The sequence below is a fragment of the Mycobacterium sp. genome, assembly GCF_039583785.1.
Taxonomy (GTDB): domain Bacteria; phylum Actinomycetota; class Actinomycetes; order Mycobacteriales; family Mycobacteriaceae; genus Mycobacterium.
In genome coordinates this window covers 39,933-63,914 of sequence record NZ_JAVKSG010000010.1, presented here as the reverse complement: position 1 = coordinate 63,914, position 23,982 = coordinate 39,933, and the positions used below count along the sequence as shown (strand labels likewise).

The following is a 23,982-nucleotide window of genomic DNA, read 5'->3' as shown; positions in this document are numbered from 1 at the left end:
GAGTCGGACAATCAAGGAGGTAACGGAATGAACGCCTACAAACTTTTCGTCTGCGTCCAGTGCGGTTTCGAGTACGACGAGGCCAAGGGCTGGCCGGAAGACGGCATCGCCCCCGGCACCCGCTGGGACGACATTCCCGAGGACTGGAGCTGCCCGGATTGTGGCGCTGCGAAGTCGGACTTCGAGATGGTGGAAGTCGCCCGCTCGTGACGCTCGCCTGGCGCGGCAGCGACGGGCGAGGCGTTAGGGTCGCGCACATGCGAAGGGTCCCGTATGCCGAGGCGTCGAGGGCCCTGCTGCGTGATTCCGTGCTCGACGCGATGCGCGAACTGCTGGGCAGCCGCGACTGGTCGGCGATCACGCTGGCCGACGTGGCCCGCGCCGCGGGTGTCAGCCGCCAGACCATCTACAACGAATTCGGGTCGCGGCAGGGCCTGGCTCAGGGCTACGCACTCCGGCTGGCCGACCGGCTGGTGGACGCCGTCGAAGACGCCATCTACGCCAACGTCGGCGACGTGTACGCCGCGTTCCTGCAGGGATTCCGGGCGTTCTTCGCCGACTCGGCCGCCGACCCGCTGGTGCTTTCGCTGATCACCGGGGTGGCCAAACCCGACCTGTTGCAGATCATCACCACCGACAGCGGTCCGATCATCACGCACTGCTCGGCCCGGCTGACATCGTCGTTTGTGCACAGCTGGATGCGCGCCAGCGAGGAGGACTCCGGGATGATCGCGCGCGCCATCGTCCGGCTGGCCATGAGCTACGTGTCGATGCCGCCGGAGGCCGACCATGACGTGGCCGCTGACCTGGCACGACTCATGACGCCGGCGGCCGAGCGCTACGGCGAGCTCCGCGACGATGCGGGCCGTTAGGCCTGAGGAGGAGCGGAGCCATAGGCTTGAGCCGGGAGGGCTCCGAGTCGGACGTCTGGAACGGGACCACCGGCGAGGGCGGCGAACCCGGCGAATAGGTGTGTCGTCGCCGACTGACCTCAGACCGCGGCCCAGAACGCGTCGTTTAATATATAACAAAGCTAATTAGTTGACCAGAGGAATGGGTAGTAAATGACGACGACCGAACAGCAGCTGACCGCTGACGTGGTGAACGGGATCGACTTCAAGGTGGCCGACCTGTCGCTGGCCGACTACGGCCGCCGCGACATCGAGCTTTCCGAGCAGGAAATGCCGGGCCTGATGTCGCTGCGTCGCGAATACCACGACGTGCAGCCACTCAAGGGCGCCCGCATCTCGGGCTCGCTGCACATGACCGTGCAGACCGCGGTGCTGATCGAGACCCTGACCGCGCTGGGTGCTGAAGTCCGTTGGGCCTCCTGCAACATCTTCTCCACCCAGGATCACGCCGCCGCCGCAGTGGTCGTCGGCCCGTACGGAACCCCAGAGAAGCCCCAGGGTGTGCCGGTGTTCGCGTGGAAGGGCGAGACCCTCGAGGAGTATTGGTGGGCCGCCGAGCAGATCCTGACGTGGCCCGACGAGCCCGCAAATATGATCCTCGACGACGGTGGCGACGCCACCATGTTGGTGCTGCGTGGCGCGCAGTACGAGAAGGCCGGCGTGGTTCCGCCCGACGAGGAAGACGACTCCGCTGAGCACCGGGTGTTCCTGAACCTGCTGCGCAAGCGTTTCGAGACCGACAAAGACAAGTGGACCAAGATCGCCGCGTCGATCAAGGGTGTCTCCGAGGAGACCACCACCGGCGTGCTGCGGCTCTACCAGTTCGCTGCCGCCGGCGAGCTGGCCTTCCCGGCGATCAACGTGAACGACTCGGTGACCAAGTCCAAGTTCGACAACAAGTACGGCTGCCGGCACTCACTGATCGACGGCATCAACCGCGGCACCGACGTGCTGATCGGCGGCAAGAAGGTGCTGATCTGCGGCTACGGTGACGTCGGCAAGGGCTCGGTGGACTCGCTGGCCGGCCAGGGCGCGCGGGTGACCGTCACCGAGATCGACCCGATCAACGCGCTGCAGGCGCTGATGGAGGGTTATGACGTCAAGCGGGTGGAGGACGTGATCAGCGAGGCCGACATCGTCATCACCACCACCGGTAACAAGGACATCATCACCCTCGAGCACATGAAGGCGATGAAGGACAAGGCAATCCTGGGCAACATCGGCCACTTCGACAACGAGATCCAGATCTCCAGGCTGGAGAAGTCCGGCGCCACCAAGGTCAATATCCGTCCGCAGGTCGACCTGTGGACGTTCGGCGACACCGGCAAGTCGATCATCGTGCTGTCCGAGGGCCGGCTGCTGAATCTGGGCAACGCGACGGGCCACCCGTCGTTCGTGATGAGCAACAGCTTCTCCAACCAGGTCATCGCGCAGATCGAGCTGTGGACCAAGAACGACGAGTACGACAACGAGGTCTACCGGCTGCCCAAACACCTGGACGAGAAGGTGGCCCGCATCCACGTCGAGGCACTGGGTGGCGAGCTGACCAAGCTCACCAAGGAGCAGGCCGAGTACATCGGCGTCGACGTGGACGGCCCGTACAAGCCGGACCACTACCGCTACTGAGCGCTTTCGGTCGCCGAACGTGACACCAGCTTCACGTTCGGCGCCGAGCGTCAAACCAGCTTCACGTTCGCGCAGGTTTAGGCTCGCGCCGTGCTGATCGCTATCGAGGGTGTCGACGGCGCCGGCAAGCGGACGCTGACCGACGGCCTGCGCGTGGCTTTCGAGGCCACCGGAAAATCCGTGGCCACGCTGGCGTTTCCGCGATACGGCCAGTCGGTGACCGCCGACGTTGCGGCCGAGGCGCTGCACGGCCGGCACGGCGACCTGGCGTCCTCGGTGTATGCAATGGCGATGCTGTTCGCCCTTGATCGCGCTGGCGGGGCCGAGGAGATTCGCGACCTCTACCGCGAGCATGACCTGGTGATCCTGGATCGCTACGTGGCGTCCAACGCCGCCTACAGCGCCGCCCGCTTGCATCAGCCGGCGGACGGCGAAGCGGTCGGCTGGGTGCACGACATGGAATATGGCCGGCTGGGACTGCCGGTGCCGGATTGGCAGGTGCTGCTCGGTGTGTCGGCCGAACTCGCTGATCAGCGGGCCCGCCACCGGGCCGGCCTGGATGCCAGCCGGGCGCGCGACTTCTACGAACGCGACGCCGGACTGCAGCAGCGCACCGGCGCGGTGTACGCCGCGTTGGCCGCGGTCAACTGGGGCGGACGCTGGCTGGTGGTCGACGAAACGGTCGATCCGGGCGGGCTTGCGGCACAGTTGCTGGCCTAGTTGCCGCCCGGTTCTGAGGCAACTGTGGTAACAGGTGCACGAAACACGCGTGTGTTAGCCCCGTTTTATCGCGTTCTGGTGACACCATGGACACCATGAGGCAAAGGATTCTCGTGGTCGACGACGACGCGTCGCTGGCCGAGATGCTGACCATTGTGCTGCGGGGGGAAGGTTTCGACACCGCCGTCATCGGCGATGGCACCCAGGCGCTGACCGCCGTGCGCGAACTGCGGCCCGACCTGGTGTTGCTGGACTTGATGCTGCCTGGCATGAACGGTATCGACGTATGCCGGGTGCTGCGCGCCGATTCCGGGGTCCCGATCGTGATGCTCACGGCCAAGACCGACACCGTCGACGTGGTGCTCGGGTTGGAGTCGGGTGCCGACGACTACATCATGAAGCCGTTCAAGCCGAAGGAACTAGTGGCCCGGGTTCGGGCGCGGTTGCGGCGCAACGACGACGAGCCGGCCGAGATGCTCTCGATCGCCGACGTCGACATCGACGTGCCCGCGCACAAGGTCACCCGCAACGGCGAGCAGATCTCGCTGACGCCGCTGGAGTTCGACCTGCTGGTGGCGTTGGCGCGCAAGCCGCGCCAGGTGTTTACTCGTGATGTGCTGCTCGAACAGGTGTGGGGCTACCGCCACCCCGCGGACACCCGTTTGGTGAACGTGCACGTCCAGCGTCTGCGGGCCAAGGTCGAAAAAGACCCCGAAAACCCGACCGTTGTACTGACCGTTCGAGGAGTGGGTTACAAGGCCGGACCTCCGTGATCGCCCGCCGCCGACGATGCAGAGCGTCAGCGATGCTGAGGAGCGGCAACGGTGACGGTTCAGCGTCGCGATAACCAGGAGCGGCGTCGTTGATTTGGGGGTCGAGACCACGTTTTCGTGGTCCTTCTGGCCGGTCCGGCCCGGTCATGCGGGGCATGGGCACACTGAGCCGCGCCTTCGGCGTGGCGTGGCGTCGCTCCTTGCAACTCCGGGTTCTCGCCCTGACCCTCGGAATGTCGCTGGCCGTGATCCTGGCCCTGGGCTTCGTGCTGACCAGCCAGGTCACCAACCGCGTGCTCGACGTCAAGCTGCGCGCCGCGACTGAGCAGATCGAGCGCGCCCGCAGCACGGTCAGCGGGATCGTCAGCGGCGAAGAGGCCCGCTCGCTGGAAAGCAGCCTGCAGTTGGCCCGCAACACATTGACGTCGAAAACCGACCCCACCTCCGGGGCCGGATTGGCCGGCGCGTTCGACGCCGTGCTGGTGGTACCCGGCCAGGGCCCGCGCCCAGCCGCGTCGGCCGGGCCGGTCGACCAGTTGCCGCTTTCGCTGCGCGAATTCGTGAAGGCCGGGCAGGTGGCCTACCAGTATGCGACGGTGCGCACCGAGGGCTTTTCTGGCCCGGCGCTGGTGATCGGCACCCCCACGACGTCGCGGGTGAACAACCTCGAGCTGTACCTGGTGTTCCCGTTGGGCAACGAGCAGAGCACGATCGCACTGGTCCGCGGAACCATGGCCACCGGCGGTGTGGTGTTGATGGTGCTGCTGGCCGGGATCGCGTGGATGGTCACCCGGCAGGTGGTGGTCCCGGTCCGGGCGGCGGCGCGGACCGCCGAGCGATTCGCCGACGGCCATCTGTCCGAACGAATTCCGATCCGCGGCGAAGACGACATGGCCCGGCTGGCGGTGTCGTTCAACGACATGGCCGAGAGCCTGTCGCGGCAGATCGCACAGCTCGAGGAGTTCGGCAGCCTGCAGCGCCGCTTCACCTCCGACGTCAGCCACGAACTGCGGACCCCGCTCACCACGGTTCGGATGGCCGCCGACCTGATCCACGACCACATGGAGGCCCTCGAGCCGGCGTTGCAGCGGTCCACCGAGTTGATGGTCAACGAGTTGGATCGGTTCGAGTCGCTGCTCAGCGATCTGCTGGAAATTTCCCGCCACGACGCGGGTGTGGCCGAATTGTCGGTCGAGGCAGTCGATTTGAGGATGACGGTGAACAGCGCGCTGGGCAATGTCGGACACCTGGCCGAAGACGCCGGCGTGCAGCTGATCGTCGACATGCCGGATGAAGACGTCATCGCCGAGGTCGATCCACGTCGGGTCGAGCGTATTCTGCGCAACCTGATCGCGAATGCGATCGACCATGCCGAGCGCAAACCGGTCCGGATCCGGATGGGCTACGACGAAGACACCGTCGCCGTGACCGTTCGCGACTACGGCGTCGGGCTGCGGCCCGGCGAGGAGAAGCTGGTGTTCAGCCGGTTCTGGCGCTCGGATCCGTCGCGGGTGCGCCGATCCGGCGGCACCGGTCTGGGGTTGGCGATCAGCATCGAGGACGCCCGCCTGCATCAGGGACGGTTGGAAGCCTGGGGCGAGCCCGGCAACGGCGCTTGCTTCCGTCTGACCCTCCCGCTGGTCCGCGGGCACAAGGTGACCACCAGCCCTTTGCCGATGAAACCCATTGCCCCGGAACGCAAAGAACGCCCATCCCGGCTGCGCGAGCACGCCGAGCGGGTGCCGTGATGCGGCAGCTAACCGGGTTGCTGACCGCGCTGATTGTCATCCTGGCGGGCTGCGCAGGAGTGCCGAGCGGGTCGGCGCCGCAGGCCATCGGCACCGTCGAGCGTCCCGTACCGGCGAACCTGCTCAAGCCGTCGCCCGGCATGGATCCCGAGGTACTGCTGCGCGAATTCCTCAAGGCCACCGCCGATCCGGCCAATCGGCACCTGGCGGCGCGGCAATTCCTCACCCAGACAGCCTCCAACAAGTGGGACGACGCCGGTAGCGCGCTGCTGATCGATCATGTGATGTTCGTCGAAACCCACCGTGCTGAAAGGGTTTCCGTGACCATGCGGGCCGAGGTCCTCGGTTCGCTGTCGGACATCGGCGTGTTCGAGACCGCCGAGGGACAGCTGCCTGACCCCGGACCGATCGAATTGGTCAAGACCCCGGGCGGCTGGCGCATCGACAAGCTGCCCGACGGGGTGTTCCTGGACTGGAAGCAATTCCAGGCCACCTACAAGCGCAACACGCTGTATTTCTGCGACCCGACCGGCAAGACGATGGTGCCGGACCCGCGTTATGTCGCCGTGTCCGATCGCGATCAGCTGGCCACCGAGCTGATGTCCAAGTTGATCGCCGGTCCGCGCCCGGAGATGGCGAAAAGCGTGCACAACATGCTGACACCGCCGGTGCGGCTGCGCGGCCCGGTGACCCGCGCCGACGGCGGCGAGAGCGGTGTCGGCCGCGACTACGGCGGGGCCCGCATCGACTTGGAGTTGCTCACCATCGCCGACCCGCGCAGCAGACAATTAGTTGCCGCGCAGATCATCTGGACACTGGCGCGTGCAGACATCAAGGGGCCGTACGTGATCAGGGCTGACGGTGCCGCGCTCGACGAGCGCTTCGCCGACGGGTGGAACACCGCCGACGTCGCCGCCACCGACCCGGGCGTCGCCGAGGGCGCGGCAGCCGGCGTGCACGCGTTGATCGGCGGACAGGTGGTGGCCCTGGACGGCCAGCACTCCAACCCGGTGCCGGGCGCGTTCGGCCGGGCCACCGACCAGGCCGCGGCCGCGCTGTCGCGCAACGGGCATCAGGCGGCCTCAGTGGTGGTGCAACGGCCGGGCGCCCCCGACATGGCGTCGTCGCTGTGGATCGGCGACCTCGGTGGGGAGGCGACCGAAGCCGCTGACGGGCATACCCTTTCGCGGCCGACCTGGTCGCTCGATGATGCGGTGTGGGTGGTGGCCGACGGCAATACCGTGCTGCGCGCTATTCAGGAGACGGCTTCTGGCCAGCCGGCGCGCCTGCCGGTTGACTCGGCTGCGGTGTCCAGCCATTTCCCGGGAGTGATCGCCGAGTTGCAGCTGTCCCGGGACGGCACCCGGGCGGCGATGGCCATCAATGGGCAGGTGATCCTGGCCAGCGTCGAGCAGACCCAGGCCGGCCAGTTCGCGTTGACCTACCCGCGTCGCCTCGGCTTCGGTTTGGGCTCCTCGGTGGTCTCGTTGTCGTGGCGCACCGACGACGACATCGCGGTGAGCCGCAACGACGCAGAGCACCCGGTGTCCTACGTCAACATCGACGGGGTCAACTCGGATGCGCCGAATGCCAATCTGCAGCAGCCGGTCGGGCCGATCGCGGCCAACCCGTCGGCGGTCTACGTCGCCGATCCGCGCGGGGTGATGCAGCTGTCGATGTCGGGCGCCGAAGGTCCGCAGGGCTGGCTGGACGTGCCGCCGTTCATGGTGACCGGGGCGATGCCGGTAATGCCCGGGTAGTCGCTGTGCGCAAGCAATGTGCTTGCATATTGCTAGCATATGAGGGATGAAAACCCTGTATCTGCGAAATGTGCCCGATGATGTCGTCGAGCGTTTGGAGCGCCTGGCGGCCCAGGGCAACACCTCGGTTTCCGCAGTGGCCGTGCGGGAACTTGCCGAAGCCTCGCGCCGCGCCGACAACCCGGTGCTGTTAGGCGCGCTACCGGACCTGCAGGTCGATGTGACAGCGCTGATCGATGACCTGGACGCCGACCGCGCCGGGCGATGATCGTCATCGACGCATCGGCGGCGCTTGCGGCTCTGCTCAATGACGGCCAGGTTCGGCGGTTAGTTGCGGCCGAGCGTCTGCATGCACCGCACCTTATCGACTCGGAGATCGCCAGCGCACTACGCCGGCGCGTTCGGGCACACCAGTTGGGTGCTGCACGCGGTTGGCTTGCGCTGGACACGTGGCGCCACCTTGCGATGACGCGCTATGCGGTGCACACCCTTCTTGACCGCATCTGGGACCTTCGGGACAGCGTCTCGGCTTACGACGCCAGTTACGTCGCGCTCGCCGAGGCGCTCGACTGCCCGCTGGTGACCGCCGACACGCGGCTCAGCGGGGCGAGCCGACTTCGATGCGCCGTCACCGTTGTCCGTTGCTAATGCGCATTCGTACGCTAGCGGGCGACAAGATCCCGGTTCCACTGGCCGCTGCCACCGCGGCGGTTGTCAGCCCCGCCCGCCACACTGGCACCCATGCTCGACCTCGTCCTTCCGCTGGAGTGCGGCGGCTGCGGCGCGCCGTCGACCCGCTGGTGCGCTGCCTGCGCCGCCGAACTCGCGCTCGACCCAGACGCGCCGCGCGTCGTCAACCCGCGGATCGATCCGCAAGTCCCGGTGTTCGCGCTCGGCCGGTACGCCGGTGCCCGCCGCCAGGCGATCATCGCGATGAAGGACCGCGGGCGTTCCGATCTGATCGCGCCCTTGGCGGCTGCGCTGGCTTTAGGCGTGCATCGGCTGCTGACCTGGGGGCTGCTCGATGTTCCGCTGACGATCGTCCCGGCGCCGACCCGCGGCTGGTCGGCCAGGCAGCGTGGGGGAGACCCGGTCACTCGGATCGCCACGCTGGCGACGGCCGGTCATCCAGGCATCACCGTCGTCCGCGCGCTGCGGATGAAGCCGTGGGCCCGCGACTCGGCCGGGCTGAACAGTGCCGCACGCGAACGCAACATCGCCGGACGGGTGTTGCTGACCCGCAGCCGCCTGCCGGCCAGCGGCGAGTTGCTACTAGTCGACGACATCGTCACGACCGGGGCCACCGCGCGTGAATCTGTCCGCGTGCTGCAGGCGGCCGGGGCGCGGGTGTCGGCTGTGCTGGCGCTCGCAGCGGCGTGAGCGTTTGTGAAGAACTCGCAACAGGTCGGGCGAAATACTGGCACTGCTGCCCGTCCACGGTCTACCGTCGATCGCAAGCACCAACAACGCCTGAACGCAGCGCAAATTGCAGCTCGAGGGCGACCGTCGACGGTAAGGGGTGAGTTTTCGATACCTTGCATCGGCGGGCGGCCAATCCAGTTCTGACAACCCCGTCGGCGCGTACATCCATATCCGGGCGCGCACAGTAGCGTGCAACACGACAGAAGGCGAGTTGTCAAGTATGTCAAGGCAAACCGTGGATTCCGGGCAGCTGTTGGCTGAACCCCCGGTCGACGTCGACGAGCACGAACCGACTGCGAATGCCGAGGTCGTCGTCAAGGGGCGCAACGTCGAAATCCCCGACCACTTCCGCGTCTATGTCTCGCAAAAGCTCGCCCGTCTGGAGCGGTTCGACCGCACCCTGTATTTGTTCGACGTCGAACTCGACCACGAACGCAACCGTCGCCAGCGCAAGTCCTGTCAGCACGTCGAGATCACCGCTCGCGGTCGTGGGCCGGTAGTCCGGGGCGAAGCCTGCGCCGACAGCTTCTATGCCGCCCTCGAGGCCGCGGTCGCCAAATTGGAGGGCCGACTGCGCCGCGTGAAGGATCGCCGCAAGGTCCACTACGGCGACAAGACCCCGGTGTCGCTGGCCGCCGCCACCGCAATCGTCCCGCAACCCGAGCCGGCCTTAGACGACATCGAGGCCCCGCACTTCGGCGACCCCGAGGGTGCCAACGGCCATCACCTACCCGGCCGGGTCGTGCGCATCAAGGAGCACGAGGCCAAGCCGATGTCGGTCGACGATGCGCTGTATGAGATGGAACTCGTCGGCCACGATTTCTTCCTGTTCTATGACAGCGAGACCGAACGGCCCACCGTGGTGTACCGCCGACACGCCTACGACTACGGACTTATTCGCCTGGCCTGATCCCGGTCCCGCCCAGCCGAACGTCGACTTGTCGGGAAATCTCGGGCGAATCGGCGCAGCACGTCGACGTTCGGCGTCGCCAACAGCGTGTCGCCTAGGATGGTGCCGTGCTGACTAGATTGCTCCGCGTTGGTGAAGGTCGGATGGTCAAGCGCCTCAAGCGGGTGGCCGAATACGTCAACACCTTGTCCGACGACATCGAGAAGCTCACCGACGACGAGCTGCGAGCCAAGACCGCGGAATTCCGGCGGAGGCATACCGACCCGAAAAACCCGGAAAGCCTCGACGACCTGCTTCCCGAAGCGTTCGCGGTGGCCCGCGAGGCCGCGTGGCGAGTGCTCGACCAGCGTCCGTTCGACGTCCAGCTGATGGGTGCGGCGGCGCTGCACTTCGGCAACGTCGCCGAGATGAAGACCGGTGAAGGCAAGACCCTGACTTCGGTGATGCCGGCCTACCTCAACGGCATCGGCGGCAACGGCGTCCACATTGTCACGGTCAACGACTACCTGGCCAAACGTGACAGCGAGTGGATGGGCCGCGTGCACCGCTTCCTGGGCCTCGACGTCGGCGTGATCCTCGCCCACATGACGCCCGATGAGCGCCGCATCGCCTACAACGCCGACATCACCTACGGCACCAACAACGAGTTCGGCTTCGACTACCTGCGCGACAACATGGCCCACAGCCTGGACGACTGCGTCCAGCGCGGCCACAGCTTCGCCGTGGTCGACGAGGTCGACTCGATCCTGATCGACGAGGCCCGCACGCCGCTGATCATCTCCGGGCCGGCCGACGGCGCCTCGAGTTGGTACACCGAGTTCGCCCGCATAGCGCCGCTGATGGAGAAAGACACCCACTACGAGGTCGACATCCGCAAGCGCACCATCGGCGTGCACGAGCTCGGCGTCGAGTTTGTCGAAGACCAGCTCGGCATCGACAACCTCTACGAGGCCGCCAACTCCCCGCTGGTCAGCTATCTCAACAACGCGCTGAAGGCCAAGGAGCTGTTCGCCCGCGACAAGGACTACATCGTGCGCGACGGCGAGGTGATCATCGTCGACGAGTTCACCGGCCGCACGCTGGTCGGGCGCCGCTACAACGAGGGCATGCACCAGGCCATCGAGGCCAAGGAGCGTGTCGAGATCAAGGCCGAGAACCAGACGCTGGCCACCATCACGTTGCAGAACTACTTCCGGCTCTACGACAAGCTCTCCGGCATGACGGGTACCGCCGAGACCGAGGCGGCCGAGTTGCACGAGATCTACAAGCTGGGCGTCGTGCCGATCCCGACCAACAAGGAAATGATCCGCGTCGACCAGACCGACCTGATCTACAAGACCGAGGAAGCCAAGTACATCGCGGTCGTCGACGACGTCAGCGAGCGCTACGAAAAAGGCCAGCCGGTGCTGATCGGTACCACCAGCGTGGAGCGCTCGGAGTACCTGTCGCGTCAGTTCCAGAAGCGACGCATCCCGCACAACGTCCTCAACGCGAAGTACCACGAGCAGGAAGCCGGAATCATCGCCGAGGCCGGCCGCCGTGGCGCCATTACGGTCGCCACCAACATGGCCGGCCGTGGCACCGACATCGTGCTGGGCGGCAACGTCGACTTCCTCACCGACCTGCGGCTGCGGGCCCGGGGTCTGGACCCGGTCGAGACCGCCGACGAGTACGAGGCGGCGTGGCACCAAGAGCTGCCGATAGTCAAGGGCGATGCGGCCGCCGAGGCCAAAGAGGTCACCGAAGCCGGTGGGCTGTACGTGCTGGGCACCGAGCGGCACGAGTCGCGCCGGATCGACAACCAGCTGCGTGGCCGATCCGGTCGCCAGGGTGACCCGGGCGAATCCCGGTTCTACCTGTCGCTGGGCGACGAGTTGATGCGTCGCTTCAACGGCGCCGCGCTGGAGTCGTTGCTGACCCGGCTGAACCTGCCCGACGACGTGCCGATCGAGGCCAAGATGGTGACCCGTGCGATCAAGAGCGCGCAGACCCAGGTCGAGCAGCAGAACTTCGAGGTCAGAAAGAACGTCCTCAAGTACGACGAGGTGATGAACCAGCAGCGCAAGGTCATCTACGCCGAGCGCCGTCGCATCCTGGAAGGCGAGAACCTGCAGCAGCAGATACGCGACATGCTCGTCGACGTGATCACCGCTTACGTCGACGGCGCCACCAGTGAGGGCTACGCCGAGGACTGGGACCTTGACAAGCTCGCCGAAGCCCTCAAGACGCTGTATCCGGTGGGCCTCGATCACCACACCCTGATCGACTCCGACGCGGTCGGGGAGCCCGGCGAGCTGACCCGTGAGGAGCTGCTGAATGCGCTCGTCGAGGACGCCGAGCGGGCTTACGCCAAGCGCGAGGCCGAGCTCGAAGAGTTGGCCGGCGAGGGTGCCATGCGCCAACTGGAACGCAACGTGCTGCTCAACGTCATCGACCGCAAATGGCGGGAGCACCTCTACGAGATGGACTACCTCAAGGAAGGTATCGGCCTGCGTGCGATGGCGCAGCGCGATCCGCTGGTCGAGTACCAGCGCGAGGGCTTCGACATGTTCATCGGGATGCTCGAGGGTCTCAAGGAAGAGTCCATCGGATTCTTGTTCAACGTCGCGGTCGAGGCCGTGCCCCCGCAGCAGGTCGGGCCCGTGGACGAGCCGGAAGGCCTGGCCGAGTTCGCCACCGCGGCCGCGGCCGGTGCGCAGCAGCAGTCCGGTGTGACCCGTGAGCCGGCGCCCGCTCTGCGCGCCAGGGGAATTGACGACGAGGCGCCTGCGCTGACCTACTCCGGACCGGCCGAGGACGGCTCGGCGCAGGTGCACGGCAACGGGGACAAGTCGACGGCGGGCGTGGGCGGCGGCACCCGACGCGAGCGGCGCGAGGCCGCCCGGCGCCAAGGCAGGCACGCCAAGCCCAAGCGGCGCTAGCCGATGTGCAGCGCGACCACCTGCCAGCGTCCGGCGCACCGCTCGATGCGGCAGGCTATGGCGTGCATGCGCTGCCCGCGGCTGTAGCTGCCGAACACCTCGGCCGCGGCCAGGCCGCTCACCGGCTGCAGGCGCACCCGGCGTAGTACCGCCACCCCCTCCGGGGTGCCGACGCGCCGGTTGGCCGACAGCACCGAATTGACCAGTCCGGCGGCCAGCAAATCGTTCAGCTGGGCGATCGGGCGCCGGCGATCGATGACCTCCAGCACCCGGCGCAGGGCGGCGGCTGCGAAGCCCGCGGCCTGCCGCATCGGCACGGATATCGCAGATTCTGGCAAAAGATGTTGTGGCACATAGGTATTGCGCTTTCTCAAGGTGGTCGACGAGGGCCGGCACTGCCGGACATCCCGGGTCGGCGGTTCGCAGTCGACGATGGGGGCGACCGCGCACGGCTGGCGATCCAAGGAGCCTGATTCTGATGGGCTAGAACTGGTCAACACTGCATTCTCCCGCGGGTTCGAAGGGCCGTACATCGCTGGCCTGCAGGAGAGTGGCAGACAAGTGTGAGGATCATCGCACAGACGCCGCATCCGCGTATCCGCGCTGCGCCACGCCTCGACCGGCCGTTAGCGTTTGCGGCATATTGGTCGGCGACCAAATTTCAAGGGAAGTAAAGGGGAGAGTCGACGTGACCCGGTTGTCCGCATCGGATGCCTCGTTTTATCAGCTGGAGAACTCCGCGACTCCGCTGTACGTCGGCTCACTGTCGATCCTGCGCCAGCCGCGCGCCGGCTTGAGTTACGAGACCGTGCTGGCCACCGTCGAGCGGCGGCTGCCGAAGGTGCCGCGGTACCGGCAGAAGGTCCGCGAAGTGACGATGCGGCTGGCCAGGCCGGTCTGGATCGACGACCACGACTTCGACATCACCTACCACGTCCGGCGCTCGGCGCTGCCGTCGCCGGGCAGCGACGAGCAACTGCACGATCTGATCGGTCGGCTGGCCGCCCGGCCGCTGGACCGCTCGCGCCCGCTCTGGGAGATGTACCTGGTGGAGGGTTTAGCCAAGAATCGGCTGGCCCTCTACACCAAGTCGCACCAGGCGCTGATCAACGGGCTGGGCGCGGTCGAGATCAGCCACGTCATCACCGACCGGAATCGTCGCCCACCGCCGTTCGTCGAGGACATCTGGGTGCCCGACCGCGAGCCCGGCAATGTGCGGCTGCTGCTCCGAGCGGTCGGCGACTGGGCCACTCGTCCGCAGGTTCAGCTGAAGGCCGTGCACAGCGGGGTCGTCGACCTGCTCACCAACTCCGGCCAGCTGGTCGATGCCGGTCGCCGGCTGTTCGGCGTCGCGCGGACGCTGGCCCGCGGTAACGCCCCCCGCAGCCCGCTGAACACCAGGGTGTCGCGTAACCGGCGCTACACGGTGGCGGGTGGGCGACTCGACGACTACCGGTCCATCCGGACCCGGTATAACTGCGACGTCAACGACGTGGTGCTGGCGGTGGTGACCGGCGCGCTGCGCAACTGGCTGCTGTCCCGCGGCGAGCAGCCAGCGCCGACCGCGACCGTGCGGGCGATGGCACCGCTGCCGGTCTACGAGGCCTTCGACTCGTCGAGCCACGGCCAGGCCATCAGCCAGGTCTCGCCGTTTCTGGTCGACTTGCCGGTCGGCGAGGGCAACGCCGTGGTGCGGCTGTCGCAGATCGCGCACGCCACCGAGACCAACTCGACCGCGGCCAGCCTGGTCGACGCCCGTACTATCGCGACGCTGTCCGGCTTCGCGCCACCGACCCTGCACGCCATGGGGATTCGGGTCGCGACCGGATTGTCGCCGCGCCTGTTCAACCTGTTGATCACCAATGCGCCAGGCGCCCAGTCGCAGATGTATGTCGCAGGTGCCAAGCTGCTCGAGACCTATGCGGTCCCGCCGCTGCTGAACAACCAGGTACTGGCTATCGGTGTGACGTCGTACAACGGCATGCTGTATTTCGGCATCAACGCCGATCGGGACGCGATGAGCGACGTCGACGTATTGCCGGCATTGCTGGCCGAATCGCTCGATGAACTGCTGGAAGCCGCGCAGTAGACCTACCATTCGGTGGTGAGCCAGCCGCAAAAGAAGCAGCCCAAGATCTCGGACGAAGTCTACGAGGCCGAATTGTTCCGGCTGCAAACTGAATTGGTGAAGCTCCAGGAATGGGTGCGCGCGGAAGGCATGCGCGTCGTCGTGATATTCGAGGGTCGTGACGGGGCGGGCAAGGGTGGTGCCATCAAGCGGGTCACCGAATATCTCAACCCGCGCTCTGCTCGAATCGCCGCACTGCCGGCGCCGACCGATCGCGAGCGCGGACAGTGGTACTACCAGCGTTACGTCGCGCAACTGCCCACCAAGGGTGAGATCGTGCTGTTCGACCGGTCCTGGTACAACCGGGCCGGTGTCGAGAAAGTGATGGGATTCTGTACGCCGCAGGAGCATACGCTGTTCCTGCAGCAGACGCCGATCTTCGAGCAGATGCTCATCGACGACGGAATGATGTTGCGTAAGTATTGGTTTTCGGTCTCCGCAGACGAGCAGTTGCGCCGATTCGCGGCGCGGCGCAGTGATCCGGTGCGACAATGGAAACTCAGCCCGATGGACCTGGAATCGCTCTACAAATGGGAAGACTATTCGCGCGCCCGGGACGAGATGCTGGCTTACACCGACAAACCAAGCAGCCCATGGTATTTGGTGGAATCGGATATCAAGAAGCATGCGCGGCTGAACATGATCGCGCATCTGTTGTCCACCATCGAGTATCGCCCGGTGAAGCTACCGAAGGTCAAACTGCCCTCCCACCCGATCAGGACCGGCGACTACCAGCGGCCACCGCGAGAGCTGTCGACCTACGTCGACGATCATGTCGCAACGCTGATCGGCGACACCGAATGACAAGGACGAACGCCGACTGATGCGGATCTACATCCCGGTGACGCTGGCCATGCTGCAGCAACTTGTTTCGGACGGTTCGCTGCGACCCGTCAGCGGCACCGCCTTCGCGGTCACTCCCAAGCTGCGCGAGGCCTATGCCGAAGGCGACGAGGACGAGCTCGGCGAAGTCGCGCTGCGCGAGGCGGCGCTGGCGTCGCTGCGGCTGCTGGCCGGCGCGGCAGAAGACGATGAGCGAGCGGGCGCGTTGCCGCCGCGACGCGCGGTGCTGGTGGCCGATGTGGGCGATGTCACATTGCGCCCGGATCTCGACGACGCGGTGGTGCGGATCGGCACTCCCGTGACCGCCGAGGACGTAGTTGCCGCGTTCGTCGACAACGCCGCCGCGGAAGCTCAGGTCAAAGCGGCGATCGAGGTGATCGACGCGGCCGATCTGGGCGACGAGGACGCCGAGCTGACCGTCGGGGATGCCCAGGATCACGATCTGGCGTGGTACGGGACGCAGGAGCTGCCGTTCCTGCTCGAGCTGCTCTAAGTCACAGCAGCGCCATAGCTACGGAACCGTAGGTTACGGTACCGTAGGTTAGGTCAGCGAGAGCCTGGACCATTCGCAATAGACGGGAGAGCGCCAATGGACAGAAAAGTGTCACGCGCCGCCGCCGACATCATCGAGACCCGGCCCATTACGCTTGCCGGCGTGGAAACCCATCCCGGCTGGCATGCGCTGCGCAAAATCGCCCATCGCATCACGACGCCGCTGCTGCCGGACGACTACACCCGCCTCGCCAACCCGCTGTGGTCGGCGCGTGAGCTGCGGGGCCGCATCCTCGACGTGCATCGCGAGACGAGCGACTCCGCGACCCTGACCATCAAGCCGGGTTGGGGCTTCAGCTTCGACTACGAGCCGGGCCAGTACATGGGCATCGGGCTGCTGGTCGATGGCCGCTGGCGCTGGCGCTCGTACTCGTTGACGTCCAGCCCGGTGACGTCCAAGCCGCATCGCGGTGCGCGCACGGTGACGATCACAGTGAAGGCGATGCCCGAAGGCTTCCTGTCCAGCCATCTGGTCGACGGGGTGCAGCCTGGGACGATCGTGAGATTGGCGGCGCCGCAGGGCAATTTCGTGCTGCCCAACCCCGCGCCGCCGGCCGTGTTGTTTCTCACCGCTGGCTCGGGCATCACGCCGGTGATGTCGATGCTGCGCACGCTGGTCCGTCGCGACCAGATCACCGACGTGGTCCACGTGCATTCGGCACCCACCGCCGAGGATGTGATGTTCGGCGCCGAACTCGAGCAGTTGGCCGCCGAGCACCCGGGGTACCGGTTGCAGCTGCGCGCGACGCGCAGCGAGGGGCGGCTGGATTTGTCCCGGCTCGACGCCGAAGTGCCGGACTGGCGTACGCGGCAGACCTGGGCGTGCGGGCCCGAGGCCATGCTCGACTCTGCCGAGCAGGCCTTTTCGGCGGCCGGGGTCAAGACTCGTCTGTACCTTGAGCGGTTCGCGGTGTCGAAGGCGGCGCCGGCCGGGACGGGCGGCACGGTCACGTTCGCCAAGAGCGGCAAAACCACCGCAGCCGACGCGGCGACCTCGCTGATGGACGCCGGAGAGCAGTCGGGTGTTCGGATGCCGTTCGGCTGCCGGATGGGTATCTGCCAATCCTGCGTGGTAACCCTGACCGAGGGTCACGTGCGGGATTTGCGGACCGGCGCGGAACACGAGCCGGGGACCCGCGTGCAGACCTGCGTTTCCGCGGCGTCCGGCGACTGTACCCTGGAAGTTTAGAAGCTACCGGCTGGTAACCTACGCTTTCGTAGGTTAGCATTGAGTAGGTCAGGAATTGCAATCCGCAGGAAGGCAAACAACACGATGGCGATCACCGACCTCGAGGCCTTCGCGCATCTGACGGACGCCGATATCGAAAACCTTGGCGTCGAACTCGATGCCATCCGTTGCGACATTGAAGACTCCCGCGGCGAGCGTGACGCTCGCTACATCCACCGCACCATTGCCGCGCAGCGCGCCCTGGAGTTCGCCGGCCGGCTGATGCTGGCGTTCGGCAAGCGCCGGTCGGCATGGTGGGCGGGCACCGCTACCCTCGGTGTGGCCAAGATCGTCGAGAACATGGAGATCGGCCACAACGTCATGCACGGCCAGTGGGACTGGATGAACGACCCCGAGATCCACTCCTCGTCCTGGGAGTGGGACATGATGGGGTCGTCGAAGCACTGGCGGTACACCCACAATTTCCTGCACCACAAGTACACCAACATCCTCGGGATGGACGACGACGTCGGCTACGGCCTGCTGCGCGTGACTCGCGACCATCCGTGGAAACGGTTCAACCTGCTCAACGTGTTCTACAACGCCATGCTCGCGATCGGCTTCGAATGGGGCGTCGGCATGCAGCACGTCGAGGTCGGCAAGATCGTCATGAACCGGATGGACAACGACGACGCCCGCGAGCGGGTCGACGAGTTCTTGAACAAGGCCGGTCGCCAGGTCTTGAAGGACTATGTCGCTTTCCCGGCGCTGACGGCGCTGTCGCCCGGCACGTCGTTCAGGTCGACGTTGAAGGCCAACGTGGTGGCCAATATCATCCGCAACGTGTGGGCCAACGCGGTGATCTTCTGCGGGCACTTCCCCGATGGCGCCGAGAAATTCACCAAGACCGACATGGTGGGCGAGTCGAAGGGCCACTGGTATCTGCGCCAGATGCTGGGCAGCGCCAACTTCAACGCTGGCCCGGCGTTGCGCTTCATGAGCGGTAACCTGTCCCACCAGATCGAACACCACCTTTTTCCGGATCTGCCCAGCAACCGGTACGAAGAGATCGCGGTGCGGGTGCGCCAGGTGTGCGACAAGTACGACTTGCCTTACACCACAGGGCCTTTCCTGGTTCAGTACGGCAAGACGTGGCGGACGATCGCTAAGTTGTCGCTGCCGGACAAATACCTCCGCGACACCGCCGACAACGCCCCGGAGACCCGTAGCGAGTCGATGTTCGCCGAACTGGGGCCGGGTTTCACGGGCATCGATCCCTCGACCGGACGCCGCCGCGGCCTTAAGACCGCGATCGCCACCGTACGGGGCTGGCGGCGTAGCAAGCGGGCCGCCGGGCAGGCACCTGGACGCGACGAACTCGCCGCCTAGACCGGGCGGCGACGATGCAGAGCGCGATGCGCGATGAGGAGGAGCCGGCCTCGTGGACCGGGCGGCGACGATGCAGAGCGCGATGCGCGATGAGGAGGAGCCGGCCTCGTAGACCGGGCGCGGTGGACGTCATCGCAGCTTGAAACCTTCGGTCATCGGCTCCATCGACCTTTGCGGTGCGCCACGAGAAATCCTGCGCCACACGGTGAGAACTGTGCGAGCCATGGCCCGGTACACCCGTGGCATGGTGCTCAGCGGACGCTGAACCGGGATGCCTCGAGGTCGTAGCCTCGTTCGAGGGAACGCAAGACGGTTGCGTTGATACGGCCGTTGCGCCGCAGATTCAGTATTTCTGAGCGCTCGATGCGCAGAAGCTGCAGCCGCAACGCCGCGTAGCGCTTCTGTTCATCGACGTTGTCTGGATCTTCGCTTGTCCCATCATGGTTCGCGCAGACCCTCTCCAGGCGGCGTACTCTCGCCTCATACAGGTTACGGGCGGATTGGGCATAGCCGTCCATGTCTTTGTCGTTATTCAGGCGGTCGTCGAGCCAATCCAGGGCGGCGCGGGCCGCGTGCAGCCGGGCTTCATTCGCGTCGTTGCGAAAGTCCTCGGGCCGCAGCCCGAGTCGGCGCAGCAGCCAAGGCAGGCTGACGCCCTGCATGACCAGGGTGGTGAGGATTACCACTCCCGCGATCAGGACTGTGAGCTCACGGTCGGGGAAGGGTGAACCGTCATCGCGGCTCAGCGGAACGGCCAGTGCTGCGGCAAGCGATACGCCACCTCGCATACCCGCCCATCCAACGACGACACGTTCCCGCCAGATGTCCGCGCTCACCGAACGCCCACGCAATTTCGCCAAGGCCGGGCCGGCCAGCGTGAACACCAGCCGCGTGACGACCACTACGGCAACCACCGCGCCCGCCACCAAGAGAAGATGCAGATTCGCGCTGACCACTGCCCAGTGCACTTGGCGGTGCAGCTGGATACCCACCAGGATGAACAGCACCGCATTGAGCAGGAACACCAATACGTCCAGGAAAGCCATGGCTTGCAGTCGGGCGTCTGGCGAGTAAATGTCGCTCAGATGGGAGCCCACGTAGAGTCCGGCGACAGCGGTGGCCAACACCCCCGACATGCCGGCCGCATCTGCGGCGGCGTAGGTGAAGTAGGGGGTCGCCAACGAAATCGTGATTTCCAGTGCCGGATGGTCCATCCGCAGGCGCACCCTGACCATCAGCCAGGCGATGGCGAGGCCGAGCGCCACTCCGCCCACTGGACCCAAAAGGAACGTCATTGCGAGTTCGCCTGGATGCGCGGCACCGGCCGCTGCGGTAGCTATTGCGCCGGTGTAGAGCACGAGCGCTATGCCGTCGTTGGTCAGACCCTCGCCTTCGAGGATTGTCGAGAGCTCCTCCGGTGCGTGCAAACGTCGGAAAATGGATGTGGCTGAGACGGTGTCGGTTGGCGCCACAATCGCGCCGATCACAAGCGCTACCGACAACGAAAGGCCCGTGAGACTCGTCAACACTCCGGCGACGACCGCCGCAGTGGCCAACACCAGTCCCACCGCCAACAGGCTCACGAGACGGGCATGCTTACGCAAGTCGTCCGGAGCCACGAATAACGCGGCGTAGTAGACCAGTGGTGGCAGGAACAGAAAGAAGACGATTTCCGGCGATATTTCCGGTGACGGAGTCCAGGGAAACCAACTGAGGAACACCCCGACACCTACCAGCAGAACCGGGAAGGGCACGCCAATTCGCTCCGCCCCCCAGACCGCGGCGATGGCCGTCGCCGGACCGCAGAGCAAGAGGACTGTGTATGTCGCCGGAATCAAGTCCGTACCTCCCTCGCACCGGTCAGCCGTGGACGGTGAGCCAGTGCAGTCAGTGGCTTGTCGAACGCGGAAATGGCGGCCACGATTTTCGGCGAGATCGCCCATGCAATCTTTACCATCAGTGGGCCGCCAACCTGAATCCTTGTGTGGACGAGGTTATTTGGTCACGGGATAGTCGAGCAATCGAAGATCGGGTGAAGACGCAGTCAGGTAGAACGCCACGAGCGCATCAACCCAGTATTTAGCCGCGAACAGGCTCTCGAGCCTGACATCTCCTTAGGACTTGCAGGGCCGGGGGAACGGCCGACATCAGCTGGGCACCGTTCGACATGAACGCGCACGGGTGCGCCGCAGGCAGCGCCGATGGCGCGCGCTGTGGCGACAGCACGCTGGAACGGACTACAGATGACCACGGTGGGATCCACTGATGCGAGCGCCTCGGCCAACTGAGCCGCCTCGGTGACGCCGACTTTATCCAACGGAGGGTCACTGAGCCCCCGCAGCCGTCCCTCGGCGTTCATCGCGGTTCGACCATGCCTGGCCAGAAAGACGCGACTGGTGGCCGTTCTCATTGCTGCAGCGTCGCACGCTCGTGGCCGACGGTGCTTCGGATCGGTTGCAGTACAGCAGGTTCCGCCGTCGCGTCCGAGCGTCCGATCGTTCGGGTCTTGACCGATGTCAGTGCCATGTCATCCGCCGCTCGAAAGAGTCTGCTCTGGGTCGTCGCCGTGGTCCTCGTCCTCGGCCGAAGGGTGTCCGTCGGTGTCGCCGAATTTGGGGTTCCCTTCGTCGTCAAGCCACTCGTTGATGGCTGTGCCCGTGATAGCGCCATGGGTGCCGGGCAGCTCGACTGTGGGTTTGTCTTCATACGCCTTGAGTATCTGACGGACTTCTTCTCGACCTTCGTCACTGAGTTGCACATCGTCCGCCGAGTCCTTACGTGAGGGCCGACTGGGACTCTGCGCGTTCTGCGGGTCGTTCTGCTGCTCGTGGCTATCGCGAGTTGTCATGCTGTTGAATTCCCTTTCAAGCACGCAGCGCCCCGATCCGAGATATCAGGACGCTGCTTTTTGACCATGTACGGCAGGAGGCCATGGCCGAGGTGGTCATCCTGCCGAGTTGGTCGGCGACACAGTAGATCTCGCAGACCAAGTGGTTGGGCACAGGTCGAAAAAACCGGCGCAGTTGGGCAAGGTGCAACGGAAATCATGGAATGCCAGACAGCAGTCACATACGTCCTTGTCCCAGAAACGAAGAAGAATGTGTGCCGAGTGTAGACGCGACCTGAGGCGGCGCCGCCGACGGAACGGCTGCGGTAGCGGTTCATTGCTTCAAGACGCCCCCCTGCACGACAAAGCGGGCAGGAGCCATCAGCCTTGCCGGCGGTTCGGGTCGCGAGCTATGCCCCCTGGCGGAGATCCATCGCCCATTCGGCCATTCTAGACGACGTCGCCGGCGGCGTTCGACTTTTTGCGTGACTATTGGACTTCGCGACGGGCTCGATTCAGCTCAACGATCGAGTGCGGGTAGCTGCCAACTCCGGCTCAACGTCAGCTTCCTGTTCGTCGCGATCGGGCAAATCTCACAGCCGTTCCATCACTGCGGTGGCAGCCCGAAGGCGAGTGTGGCTGTGCTGAAGGCGATTTTGAGCAGGCGGTTGTATTTGGCCACCCGTTCCCCGCGCGCCGGGGCGCCGGCCTTAATTTGACCGCAGCCCGCGGCCACCGCCAGATCGGCGATGAACGTATCGTCCGTCTCTCCCGAGCGATGCGAAACCATGGCCGCGTAACCGGCGTCTCGGCAGACCTTCAACGCGTCGAGAGTTTCGGTAACTGTGCCGATTTGATTGACTTTGATCAAAGCGGCATTGGCCACACCGGCCCGTACCCCGGCGGAGATGAGTTCGGGATTGGTCACGAAGTTGTCGTCGCCGACCAGTTGGACCCGGCCGCCCAGAGAAGTGGTCAGGGCCTGCCACCCAGCGGTATCGCGCTCGCCCATACCGTCTTCGATGCTCCAGACCGGGAACCTGTCGACGATGTCGGTGTAGCGTGCGATCAGGTCGGCACTGGAGAACGAGTTCCAGCCCAATTGGTAACGGCCGTCGCGGTGAAATTCGCTGGCTGCTGGATCGAGTGCGATGGCGACGCCGTCGCGGCCGGTGGTGTAGCCGGCATCCTCGATCGCTGTGCTGAGCAGTGTCAAAGCCTCGTCGGCGCCGTCGACCTGCGGCGCAAAACCGCCCTCGTCGCCCAACCCGGTTCCCAGGTTGCGGTCGGTCAATATGCAGCGCAGCCGTCGGTAGATCTCGGCCCCCGCGCGGACCGCCTCCTGAAACGACGGCGCCCCCAGCGGGGCGATCATGAACTCCTGAAAATCCAGGTTGTTGACCGCGTGGGCCCCGCCGTTGATGACGTTGAAGTGCGGAACGGGTAGACGCGGAGTCACCCCGTCCGGAAGCAGATACTGCCACAACGGTTGTGCGGCCTCCAACGCAAACGCCTGCGCGGCGACCATCGAGACACCAACGAGCGCGTTAGCGCCCAGCCGCGACTTGTCGGGTGTGCCGTCGAGTTGGCGCAAGGTCTGATCGACGTCGCACAGGCTGCTGAATGGCCGACTGACCAGTTCCTCAGCGATCGGGCCGTTGACACCCGCCACTGCCTGGAGCACGCCCAGGCCGCCGTAGCGACCGTCGTGGTCGCGCAGTTCTACGGCTTCGCGGCTGCCAGTCGACACGCCCGCGGGAACGCCGGAGCTGACCTGGCGTCCATCTGACAATGTTGCCTGCACCGACAGCGTGGGACGTCCTCGTGAGTCGAGGATTTCGATTGCCTCGAGAGACGAAAATTTGATGGCCACCCAACACTCCTGCGTCCATGGCCGGCGCTGGTCGCACAAGTGCGACCCGCCATGCCTCGATCAGTTACGCAGGGACTGTTGGCTGTCCAATTCGGACTGCGGTTGCGGCGAGCCCCACCGCCTTTGGAAGCAGCTTACCAGGCCGCGCGCACTGAACGGAACGATTTCAAACCTCGGGCTGACCTCGGCCTGCCGCTTGGCGAATTGAAGATCCCGATGTGATGTTCTATTCGGCCGCAGTCATTTTCGCGGCTGGCGATGAGGCTCGCTACCACTGCGGCTGCAGCTGCTGGGTATCGAGCGTTCAGACGTGCTGAACCCACGCCGGGAGGGCCCAGACCCCGGTGAGTCCCAGCTCAATCGCTTCCGATGTATGGGCTTGATTCTGTTGCGAAACAGAAGCTGTGGTCG

The 23,982-nt window shown here is 65.6% G+C and carries 22 protein-coding genes and 1 riboswitch; of the genes, 17 read left to right on the top strand and 5 right to left on the bottom strand.

The genetic code is table 11. The annotated features are described in order from the left end of the window. Positions 1-27: 27 nt before the first annotated feature. From ABDV69_RS06170 to secA, 12 genes are all read left to right on the top strand, one after another. Positions 28-210, top strand: coding sequence for a rubredoxin (locus ABDV69_RS06170; RefSeq protein WP_240258935.1), 183 nt, complete (start codon positions 28-30; stop codon positions 208-210). A gap of 47 nt (positions 211-257) precedes the next feature. Then, on the top strand, positions 258-872 hold the full coding sequence (locus tag ABDV69_RS06165) for a TetR/AcrR family transcriptional regulator (protein ID WP_343572599.1): 615 nt from the start codon (positions 258-260) through the stop codon (positions 870-872). Between the two features lie 192 nt (positions 873-1,064). Beyond that, positions 1,065-2,537, top strand: a complete 1,473-nt coding sequence (gene ahcY, locus ABDV69_RS06160) for an adenosylhomocysteinase (RefSeq protein ID WP_343572598.1) — start codon at positions 1,065-1,067, stop codon at positions 2,535-2,537. Between the two features lie 90 nt (positions 2,538-2,627). After that, a complete protein-coding gene (locus ABDV69_RS06155; protein WP_343572596.1) occupies positions 2,628-3,257 on the top strand; it encodes a dTMP kinase in 630 nt (209 codons plus the stop codon). An 86-nt stretch (positions 3,258-3,343) separates the two neighbouring features. Next, positions 3,344-4,030 (top strand): two-component system response regulator MtrA, encoded by a 687-nt coding sequence (gene mtrA, locus ABDV69_RS06150; RefSeq protein ID WP_015354856.1) that lies wholly within the window; start codon positions 3,344-3,346, stop codon positions 4,028-4,030. Between the two features lie 89 nt (positions 4,031-4,119). Further along, entirely contained in the window at positions 4,120-5,778 is a 1,659-nt protein-coding gene (gene mtrB, locus ABDV69_RS06145; protein ID WP_343572566.1) for an MtrAB system histidine kinase MtrB, read from the top strand. Further along, complete coding sequence (lpqB, locus tag ABDV69_RS06140; protein ID WP_343572564.1) at positions 5,778-7,538, top strand: MtrAB system accessory lipoprotein LpqB; 1,761 nt, start codon at positions 5,778-5,780, stop codon at positions 7,536-7,538. The genes mtrB and lpqB overlap by 1 nt, the downstream gene beginning before the upstream one ends. 46 nt (positions 7,539-7,584) lie before the next feature. Continuing rightward, positions 7,585-7,806 (top strand): antitoxin, encoded by a 222-nt coding sequence (locus tag ABDV69_RS06135; protein ID WP_343572563.1) that lies wholly within the window; start codon positions 7,585-7,587, stop codon positions 7,804-7,806. Next, the gene (locus ABDV69_RS06130) at positions 7,803-8,186 is read left to right on the top strand and encodes a type II toxin-antitoxin system VapC family toxin (RefSeq protein ID WP_343572561.1); all 384 of its coding nucleotides are present in this window, start codon (positions 7,803-7,805) and stop codon (positions 8,184-8,186) included. Before ABDV69_RS06135 ends, ABDV69_RS06130 begins: the two co-directional genes overlap by 4 nt. A 93-nt stretch (positions 8,187-8,279) precedes the next feature. Further along, on the top strand, positions 8,280-8,918 hold the full coding sequence (locus ABDV69_RS06125; protein ID WP_343572559.1) for a ComF family protein: 639 nt from the start codon (positions 8,280-8,282) through the stop codon (positions 8,916-8,918). A 262-nt stretch (positions 8,919-9,180) separates the two neighbouring features. After that, positions 9,181-9,870 carry a ribosome-associated translation inhibitor RaiA gene (gene raiA / locus ABDV69_RS06120; RefSeq protein WP_343572557.1) on the top strand — a complete coding sequence of 230 codons (690 nt, stop codon included), beginning with the start codon at positions 9,181-9,183 and terminating at the stop codon, positions 9,868-9,870. A 107-nt stretch (positions 9,871-9,977) separates the two neighbouring features. Beyond that, complete coding sequence (secA, locus tag ABDV69_RS06115; RefSeq protein WP_343572556.1) at positions 9,978-12,791, top strand: preprotein translocase subunit SecA; 2,814 nt, start codon at positions 9,978-9,980, stop codon at positions 12,789-12,791. On the opposite strand, the gene ABDV69_RS06110 is transcribed toward secA, so the two are convergent. After that, positions 12,788-13,255, bottom strand: coding sequence for an Rv3235 family protein (locus ABDV69_RS06110; protein ID WP_343572555.1), 468 nt, complete (start codon positions 13,253-13,255; stop codon positions 12,788-12,790). The two genes, secA and ABDV69_RS06110, sit on opposite strands and share 4 nt — an antisense overlap. Before the next feature lie 224 nt (positions 13,256-13,479). Here ABDV69_RS06110 and ABDV69_RS06105 point away from each other — a divergent pair, with 224 nt between their 5' ends. The 5 genes from ABDV69_RS06105 to ABDV69_RS06085 all read left to right on the top strand — a co-directional run bounded on the left by ABDV69_RS06105 (position 13,480) and on the right by ABDV69_RS06085 (position 18,871). After that, the gene (locus tag ABDV69_RS06105; protein ID WP_343572553.1) at positions 13,480-14,880 is read left to right on the top strand and encodes a wax ester/triacylglycerol synthase family O-acyltransferase; all 1,401 of its coding nucleotides are present in this window, start codon (positions 13,480-13,482) and stop codon (positions 14,878-14,880) included. Positions 14,881-14,892: 12 nt separating this feature from the next. After that, positions 14,893-15,723: a polyphosphate kinase 2 gene (gene ppk2, locus ABDV69_RS06100; protein WP_343572550.1), complete on the top strand. Its 831-nt coding sequence runs from the start codon at positions 14,893-14,895 to the stop codon at positions 15,721-15,723. A gap of 16 nt (positions 15,724-15,739) precedes the next feature. Then, a complete protein-coding gene (locus ABDV69_RS06095; protein ID WP_343572627.1) occupies positions 15,740-16,255 on the top strand; it encodes a hypothetical protein in 516 nt (171 codons plus the stop codon). 96 nt (positions 16,256-16,351) lie between these two features. Further along, on the top strand, positions 16,352-17,503 hold the full coding sequence (locus ABDV69_RS06090; RefSeq protein WP_343572547.1) for a ferredoxin reductase: 1,152 nt from the start codon (positions 16,352-16,354) through the stop codon (positions 17,501-17,503). An 84-nt stretch (positions 17,504-17,587) separates the two neighbouring features. Continuing rightward, positions 17,588-18,871, top strand: a complete 1,284-nt coding sequence (locus ABDV69_RS06085) for a fatty acid desaturase (RefSeq protein WP_343572544.1) — start codon at positions 17,588-17,590, stop codon at positions 18,869-18,871. A gap of 251 nt (positions 18,872-19,122) precedes the next feature. On the opposite strand, the gene ABDV69_RS06080 is transcribed toward ABDV69_RS06085, so the two are convergent. The 4 genes from ABDV69_RS06080 to eno form a co-directional block, all read right to left on the bottom strand. Further along, positions 19,123-20,814, bottom strand: a complete 1,692-nt coding sequence (locus tag ABDV69_RS06080; protein ID WP_343572542.1) for a Na+/H+ antiporter — start codon at positions 20,812-20,814, stop codon at positions 19,123-19,125. A 101-nt stretch (positions 20,815-20,915) separates the two neighbouring features. Beyond that, entirely contained in the window at positions 20,916-21,281 is a 366-nt protein-coding gene (locus tag ABDV69_RS06075) for a histidine phosphatase family protein (RefSeq protein WP_343572540.1), read from the bottom strand. Positions 21,282-21,398: 117 nt separating this feature from the next. Then, positions 21,399-21,719, bottom strand: a complete 321-nt coding sequence (locus ABDV69_RS06070) for a hypothetical protein (protein WP_343572538.1) — start codon at positions 21,717-21,719, stop codon at positions 21,399-21,401. A 344-nt stretch (positions 21,720-22,063) separates the two neighbouring features. Further along, positions 22,064-22,145: riboswitch (Fluoride riboswitch) on the bottom strand. 160 nt (positions 22,146-22,305) lie between these two features. Beyond that, the gene (eno, locus tag ABDV69_RS06065) at positions 22,306-23,571 is read right to left on the bottom strand and encodes a phosphopyruvate hydratase (protein WP_343572537.1); all 1,266 of its coding nucleotides are present in this window, start codon (positions 23,569-23,571) and stop codon (positions 22,306-22,308) included. Positions 23,572-23,982: the final 411 nt, after the last annotated feature.

Bases quoted from the DNA above. Each gene is read 5' to 3' on its own strand.
- ABDV69_RS06170 (WP_240258935.1), top strand. From the start codon at position 28: ATGAACGCCTACAAACTTTTCGTCTGCGTCCAGTGCGGTTTCGAGTAC.
- ABDV69_RS06165 (WP_343572599.1), top strand. From the start codon at position 258: ATGCGAAGGGTCCCGTATGCCGAGGCGTCGAGGGCCCTGCTGCGTGAT.
- ahcY (WP_343572598.1), top strand. From the start codon at position 1,065: ATGACGACGACCGAACAGCAGCTGACCGCTGACGTGGTGAACGGGATC.
- mtrA (WP_015354856.1), top strand. From the start codon at position 3,344: ATGGACACCATGAGGCAAAGGATTCTCGTGGTCGACGACGACGCGTCG.
- lpqB (WP_343572564.1), top strand. From the start codon at position 5,778: ATGCGGCAGCTAACCGGGTTGCTGACCGCGCTGATTGTCATCCTGGCG.
- ABDV69_RS06135 (WP_343572563.1), top strand. From the start codon at position 7,585: ATGAAAACCCTGTATCTGCGAAATGTGCCCGATGATGTCGTCGAGCGT.
- ABDV69_RS06130 (WP_343572561.1), top strand. From the start codon at position 7,803: ATGATCGTCATCGACGCATCGGCGGCGCTTGCGGCTCTGCTCAATGAC.
- ABDV69_RS06125 (WP_343572559.1), top strand. From the start codon at position 8,280: ATGCTCGACCTCGTCCTTCCGCTGGAGTGCGGCGGCTGCGGCGCGCCG.
- raiA (WP_343572557.1), top strand. From the start codon at position 9,181: ATGTCAAGGCAAACCGTGGATTCCGGGCAGCTGTTGGCTGAACCCCCG.
- ABDV69_RS06090 (WP_343572547.1), top strand. From the start codon at position 16,352: ATGGACAGAAAAGTGTCACGCGCCGCCGCCGACATCATCGAGACCCGG.
- ABDV69_RS06085 (WP_343572544.1), top strand. From the start codon at position 17,588: ATGGCGATCACCGACCTCGAGGCCTTCGCGCATCTGACGGACGCCGAT.
- ABDV69_RS06080 (WP_343572542.1), bottom strand. From the start codon at position 20,814: ATGGGCGATCTCGCCGAAAATCGTGGCCGCCATTTCCGCGTTCGACAA.
- ABDV69_RS06075 (WP_343572540.1), bottom strand. From the start codon at position 21,281: ATGAGAACGGCCACCAGTCGCGTCTTTCTGGCCAGGCATGGTCGAACC.
- ABDV69_RS06070 (WP_343572538.1), bottom strand. From the start codon at position 21,719: ATGACAACTCGCGATAGCCACGAGCAGCAGAACGACCCGCAGAACGCG.